This is a genomic window from Lysobacter daejeonensis GH1-9, assembly GCF_000768355.1.
Taxonomy (GTDB): Bacteria; Pseudomonadota; Gammaproteobacteria; order Xanthomonadales; family Xanthomonadaceae; genus Aerolutibacter; species Aerolutibacter daejeonensis.
The window spans coordinates 21686-29491 of sequence record NZ_AVPU01000027.1 but is presented as its reverse complement, the minus strand read 5'-3'; the positions used below and the strand labels follow the sequence as shown (position 1 = coordinate 29491).

Annotated in this window: 1 protein-coding gene; it reads left to right on the top strand. The window is 65.5% G+C overall.

Annotated elements, in window-relative coordinates:
- The first annotated feature begins 373 nt into the window (after positions 1-373).
- Positions 374-7804, top strand: coding sequence for a DUF7507 domain-containing protein (locus N800_RS12585; RefSeq protein ID WP_198032548.1), 7431 nt, complete (start codon positions 374-376; stop codon positions 7802-7804).
- Positions 7805-7806 lie beyond the last annotated feature (2 nt).

Below are 7806 nucleotides of genomic sequence, written 5' to 3'. Positions count from 1 at the left end.
TTGATGGGGAGGCCGGCGGAAGCCGGGTTCTGTCATAGGGGCACTACCGAGGTTGTCGAAGCGCGTCGGCACGTCCGACCGCGCGGCCTCGCACCCACACGTCTTTCTTGTCGCTTGGCCAGGCGCGCATGCGCCGGCTGGGCGTCCGCATTTCCCGACGATGACGCAGTGGAGTGGGAGCGCCGAGATGGCCACAGGAACTGGAAACAAAAATACCAACGCGGCAATGCCCGGAACTCGATCCGGCGTGTTTCGCTCGCGACACCTCGCGTCAATGGCCTTGGCCTGCCTGCTCCTGATGGTGAGCGCAACGCCCGCGGCGCAGGCCCAGACGGTCACGGCCACCAATAGCTTGTCCTGCCTTGCCAATCGAATGGACAACCCGACGAACCTCGGGTGCACCGCCAACGACTTCTCGCACATCGTGACCGCGCAAGCGCTCAGCGCTCCGACCACGTGCACGGCGGGGTCGGAAATCACGGTCAGCGTGCAACTCACGCTGCAGTCCAATTCTACGGATCGTTATGACATCGGCCTGTTCATGGGAGAGGACGGCAACAATCCCGCGCAGTTGGGCGGCACGTGTTCGGTTGCGACCTTTCCGGAATCGCCGGCGCCGTTTGCCGATCTGGATGCGGGCACCCAGCCCACTGATACCTGTGGCGACTTCAACGCCAACGGATCCGCGACCGTCACCGTCCAGAATGTGAAGCTGACTTGCACCGCGGGCGCTGATGGCAAGCTGGTCATGCCCTACACGCTGGCATACAGCCAGAACACCGGCGGTGTCTGCACGGGCCCCGGGGTCGTGCGTGCCGGAACCACCTCCAAGTGCACCGGCGGCACGGCCTCGGTCAGCAACATCGTGGTGGCGGGCCATGTGGACGTTACCAAGCAGACCTTGCCTGATGCTGCTCCAGACTCATTTGCGTTTACCGCCGTCGACGGCCCGGACACTTCGCCGACCAGCTTCAACCTGGTGGATGGCGGAACGCAGAGGGTCACCACGACCTTCGGTGCAACGGGTTCCAGCATCACCATTGACGAGAACGTGCCGCCGCATTGGCGTTCCAGCGTTGCCTGTGCCAGCAGCAATGTGGACACCAGCGGGCAGGCCAACGGCACCTTCATTGCCAACCTGACGTCGGCGGAGCCCACCGCAAACTGCACGGTGACCAACACCAAGCGATCCAGGATCACCCTGGTGAAGAATATCGTTGGCGGGCGTAACAACGCCGCCGATCAATTCACGGTGTCCGGTACCGGCGGTGGGACGCTCACCAACACCAGCGACGTGACCATGTCGGCACCTGTCTCTGCCACCACGAGTGGCACGAGCACGACGGCATCGGTGACGTTCTATTCCTCGCCAGGCAGCGGGTTGACCCTGACCGATGCAATGGCCGCGGGCAGCGTGTCCACGCTGGCCGACTACACGCCCACGTATTCGTGCACCAACGCAACCGCTGGAAGTCCCACGTCCATGCCGTCAGGGAGCGGAGCGACCTTCGGGTTGACCCCTGCGCCGGGTGACGACATCACCTGTACGTACACCAACACCCTGATCGCCAGGCCTTCCCTGTTGTTGGACAAGCGCCTGGTCTCGGGCGCTGGTTTCGACAGCGTCGGCGATGTCATCCAGTACGCGTACGACGTGACCAACTCGGGCAACGTGACCATCACCGGTCCGATCACGGTCAGCGACGACAAGATCGCCAGCGTGACCTGCCCGGCGGGCGACCTGGCGCCCGGCGCGATGATTACCTGCACCGCCAGCTACACGGTGGCGCAGGCCGACATCAACAATGGCTCGGTGACCAACGTCGCCACGGCGACCGGTAGCTTCAACAACCAGCCGATCACCTCCAACGCCGATACGGTGACCGTCGAGGCGCTGCAGGAACCGGCGCTCACGCTGGCGAAGACCGCGGTTTCCGGTGACCCGTACGACAGCATCGGTGACGTCGTGCAGTACGAGTATCTGGTGACCAACTCGGGCAACGTGGTGATCACCGACCCGATCACGGTGGCCGACGACAAGACCACGGTGACCTGTCCGGCACTGCCGGGTGGTGGACTGGCGCCGGGTGGTTCGATCACCTGCACGGCCAGCTACACGATCACCCAGGCCGACGTGGATGCCGGCTCGGTGACCAACCTGGCGACCGCAACGAGCGGTACCGTGAACTCCAACCAGGCGACCGAGACCGTGAACGCAACCCGTTCGCCGTCCCTGGGCCTGGAGAAGACCGCCTCGCCGCTGGTGTATGCCGCTGCGGGCGACGTGATCAGCTACAGCTACCTGCTGACCAACACCGGCAACGTGACGCTGTCGGCGCCGTACACGGTGGCCGATGACAAGACGACGGTGACCTGCCCGGCGACGCCGGGGACGCTGGCCCCGGGTGGCACGGTGACGTGCACCGCGACCTACACCATCACCCAGACCGACGTGAACGCTGGCTCGGTGACCAACGTCGCCACGGCCAGCGCCATCTTCAACAATGCTGCAGTGAACTCGGCGCAGGACAGCGCCACGGTGACCGCCACCCAGACGCCTACCCTGAGTCTGGACAAGCGTCTGGTCTCGGGCGCCGGCTTCGACAGCGTCGGCGACGTCATCCAGTACGCCTACGACGTGACCAACTCGGGCAACGTGACCATCACCGGTCCGATCACGGTCAGCGACGACAAGATCGCCAGCGTGACCTGCCCGGCGGGCGACCTGGCGCCCGGCGCGATGATTACCTGCACCGCCAGCTACACGGTGGCGCAGGCCGACATCAACAATGGCTCGGTGACCAACGTCGCCACGGCGACCGGTAGCTTCAACAACCAGCCGATCACCTCCAACGCCGATACGGTGACCGTCGAGGCGCTGCAGGAACCGGCGCTCACGCTGGCGAAGACCGCGGTTTCCGGTGACCCGTACGACAGCATCGGTGACGTCGTGCAGTACGAGTATCTGGTGACCAACTCGGGCAACGTGGTGATCACCGACCCGATCACGGTGGCCGACGACAAGACCACGGTGACCTGTCCGGCACTGCCGGGTGGTGGACTGGCGCCGGGTGGTTCGATCACCTGCACGGCCAGCTACACGATCACCCAGGCCGACGTGGATGCCGGCTCGGTGACCAACCTGGCGACCGCAACGAGCGGTACCGTGAACTCCAACCAGGCGACCGAGACCGTGAACGCAACCCGTTCGCCGTCCCTGGGCCTGGAGAAGACCGCCTCGCCGCTGGTGTATGCCGCTGCGGGCGACGTGATCAGCTACAGCTACCTGCTGACCAACACCGGCAACGTGACGCTGTCGGCGCCGTACACGGTGGCCGATGACAAGACGACGGTGACCTGCCCGGCGACGCCGGGGACGCTGGCCCCGGGTGGCACGGTGACGTGCACCGCGACCTACACCATCACCCAGACCGACGTGAACGCTGGCTCGGTGACCAACGTCGCCACGGCCAGCGCCATCTTCAACAATGCTGCAGTGAACTCGGCGCAGGACAGCGCCACGGTGACCGCCACCCAGACGCCTACCCTGAGTCTGGACAAGCGTCTGGTCTCGGGCGCCGGCTTCGACAGCGTCGGCGACGTCATCCAGTACGCCTACGACGTGACCAACTCCGGCAACGTGACCATCACCGGTCCGATCACGATCAGCGACGACAAGATCGCCAGCGTGACCTGTCCGGCAGGCGACCTGGCACCGGGCGCGATGGTTACCTGCACCGCCAGCTACACGGTGACGCAGGCCGACATCAACACCGGTTCGGTGACCAACATCGCGACCGCGGCCGGTAGCTTCAACAACCAGCCGGTGACCTCCAACCCCGATACGGTGACCGTCGAGGCGCTGCAGGAACCGGCGCTCACGCTGGCGAAGACCGCGGTTTCCGGTGACCCGTACGACAGCGTCGGTGACGTCGTGCAGTACGAGTATCTGGTGACCAACTCGGGCAACGTGGTGATCACCGACCCGATCACGGTGGCCGACGACAAGACCACGGTGACCTGTCCGGCACTGCCGGGTGGTGGACTGGCGCCGGGTGGTTCGATCACCTGCACGGCCAGCTACACGATCACCCAGGCCGACGTGGATGCCGGCTCGGTGACCAACCTGGCGACCGCAACGAGCGGTACCGTGAACTCCAACCAGGCGACCGAGACCGTGAACGCAACCCGTTCGCCGTCCCTGGGTCTGGAGAAGACCGCCTCGCCGCTGGTGTATGCCGCTGCGGGCGACGTGATCAGCTACAGCTACCTGCTGACCAACACCGGCAACGTGACGCTGTCGGCGCCGTACACGGTGGCCGATGACAAGACGACGGTGACCTGCCCGGCGACGCCGGGGACGCTGGCCCCGGGTGGCACGGTGACGTGCACCGCGACCTACACCATCACCCAGACCGACGTGAACGCTGGCTCGGTGACCAACGTCGCCACGGCCAGCGCCATCTTCAACAATGCTGCAGTGAACTCGGCGCAGGACAGCGCCACGGTGACCGCCACCCAGACGCCTACCCTGAGTCTGGACAAGCGTCTGGTCTCGGGCGCCGGCTTCGACAGCGTCGGCGACGTCATCCAGTACGCCTACGACGTGACCAACTCCGGCAACGTGACCATCACCGGTCCGATCACGATCAGCGACGACAAGATCGCCAGCGTGACCTGTCCGGCAGGCGACCTGGCACCGGGCGCGATGGTTACCTGCACCGCCAGCTACACGGTGACGCAGGCCGACATCAACACCGGTTCGGTGACCAACATCGCGACCGCGGCCGGTAGCTTCAACAACCAGCCGGTGACCTCCAACCCCGATACGGTGACCGTCGAGGCGCTGCAGGAACCGGCCTTGACCCTCGACAAGCGAGTTGTCTCCGGCAACCCGTACGACAGCGTGGGCGATGTCGTTCAGTACACCTATGACGTCACCAACACGGGCAACCTGACCATCACCGATCCGATCACGGTCAGCGATGACAAGATCGCCACCGTCAACTGTCCGGCCCTGCCATCGGGTGGCCTGGCCCCGGGCGCGATGCTCACCTGCACGGCCAGCTACACGATCACCCAGGCCGACGTGGATGCCGGCTCGGTGACCAACCTGGCGACCGCAACGAGCGGTACCGTGAACTCCAACCAGGCGACCGAGACCGTGAACGCAACCCGTTCGCCGTCCCTGGGTCTGGAGAAGACCGCCTCGCCGCTGGTGTATGCCGCTGCGGGCGACGTGATCAGCTACAGCTACCTGCTGACCAACACCGGCAACGTGACGCTGTCGGCGCCGTACACGGTGGCCGATGACAAGACGACGGTGACCTGCCCGGCGACGCCGGGGACGCTGGCCCCGGGTGGCACGGTGACGTGCACCGCGACCTACACCATCACCCAGACCGACGTGAACGCTGGCTCGGTGACCAACGTCGCCACGGCCAGCGCCATCTTCAACAATGCTGCAGTGAACTCGGCGCAGGACAGCGCCACGGTGACCGCCACCCAGACGCCTACCCTGAGTCTGGACAAGCGTCTGGTCTCGGGCGCCGGCTTCGACAGCGTCGGCGACGTCATCCAGTACGCCTACGACGTGACCAACTCCGGCAACGTGACCATCACCGGTCCGATCACGATCAGCGACGACAAGATCGCCAGCGTGACCTGTCCGGCAGGCGACCTGGCACCGGGCGCGATGGTTACCTGCACCGCCAGCTACACGGTGACGCAGGCCGACATCAACACCGGTTCGGTGACCAACATCGCGACCGCGGCCGGTAGCTTCAACAACCAGCCGGTGACCTCCAACCCCGATACGGTGACCGTCGAGGCGCTGCAGGAACCGGCCTTGACCCTCGACAAGCGAGTTGTCTCCGGCAACCCGTACGACAGCGTGGGCGATGTCGTTCAGTACACCTATGACGTCACCAACACGGGCAACCTGACCATCACCGATCCGATCACGGTCAGCGATGACAAGATCGCCACCGTCAACTGTCCGGCCCTGCCATCGGGTGGCCTGGCCCCGGGCGCGATGCTCACCTGCACGGCCAGCTACACGATCACGCAGGCCGACATCAACAACGGCTCGGTGACCAACGTCGCAACGGCCTCCAGTGGTACCACCCAGTCGCCGCCCGATACGGTGACCGTGACCGCCACCCAGCGCCCGGCCCTGTCGCTCGACAAGCGCCTGCTGTCCGGCACGACGGTCACCGCGGTCGGCGATGTCATCCAGTACGCCTACGACGTGCGCAATACCGGCAACGTCACCATCACCGGCCCGATTACGGTCAGCGACGACAAGATCGCCACCGTGACGTGCCCGGCGGGTGACCTGGCACCGGCTGCGATGCTCACCTGCACGGCAAGCTACACCGTCACGCAGGCCGACCTCGATGCGGGCTCCATCACCAACATCGCCACTGCGAGCGGCACCTTCAACGAACAGACGGTTACCTCCAACCAGGACTCCGTCACCGTCGAGGCACTGCACGAAATGGCGGTGGTGCTGACCAAGATCGCCGCCAAGCGCGAAGTCCGCGTGGGCGACCTGGTGCGGTTCACCGTGGTGGCACGCAACGTGGGCCCGGGGCCAGTGGTCGATGCAACCCTGATCGATACGCCTCCGCGCGGCTTCACCTTCGTGGAAGGTTCGCTGACCGCTGACGACGAGGACGACAACGTGGTGGTGAGCGGCGTCGACCCGATCCGCATCTCCGGCGTCGACATCGCCACCAACGGAACGGCCACCTTCGTGTACTTCCTGCGAGTGGGCGCCGGGGTGGGCCATGGCACGCACATCAACCGCGTCATCGCCGTGGACCCGACCGAGCACACCGTCAGCAACGAGGCCGCGGCCGAGGTGGTGATCATCGGCGACCCGATGCTGGACGAAAGCCTCATCGTCGGTACGGTCTTCGACGACCGCAACGGCGACGGCATCCAGCAGCCGGGCGAGCGTGGCATCCCGGGCGTGCGCATCGGCTCCGTGGAAGGTCTGATCATGGAAACCGACGCCTTCGGTCGCTACCACCTGGTCGGCATTGATGGCGGTGACTTCAGCCGCGGCCGCAACTTCATCCTGAAGGTGGATGCGAGCACGCTGCCGGTCGGTACCGAGTTCACCACCGAGAACCCGCGCGTGCGTCGCATCACCCCGGGTGTCCCGGTGCGGTTCGACTTCGGCGTGAAGTTGCCCAATGGCGAGATGAAGGGCGGGCGCCAGGAACTGGACGCCGAGCTGGGCGAGGTGATGTTCGATCCGCGCTCGTCGACGCTGAAGGCCGAGTACCTGCCAGTGATCGACAAGGTGGCCAGCAAGGTGCGCGAGTACAACGGTGGCCGCATCGTGATCACCGCCAAGGCGGAGGAGGAGGCCCTGGCCTACGCCCGAGCCCGCGCCGTGCAGGATGCGCTGAGAACGAAGCTCGAACCGGCACTGGCCGATCGCGTGGCAGTGGAGGTGGTGGCGGATACGTCGGGCACGATGGTTCGCCTGGACCGCGGCATCCACCTTGGCACCTTCCTGTTCGATACCGACAAGTCCGTGATCAAGCCGCAGTACCGCGGCCTGATCAAGGAAATCGCCGATGACCTCAACCGCATGGGGCGCGGCACGATCGGACTGGTGGGGCACGCCGACATGCGCGCTTCGAATGAATACAACCGATATCTGGGCTTGCGTCGATCCAAAGCGGTGTTCGACGCGATCCTCGCCCAGTTGAGGCCGGAAGTAAGGCAGCGCGTCCGCGTCGACATCTCTGACGAGATCGATGCCGAGACAGGCGTGGGCGACCGCTGAGG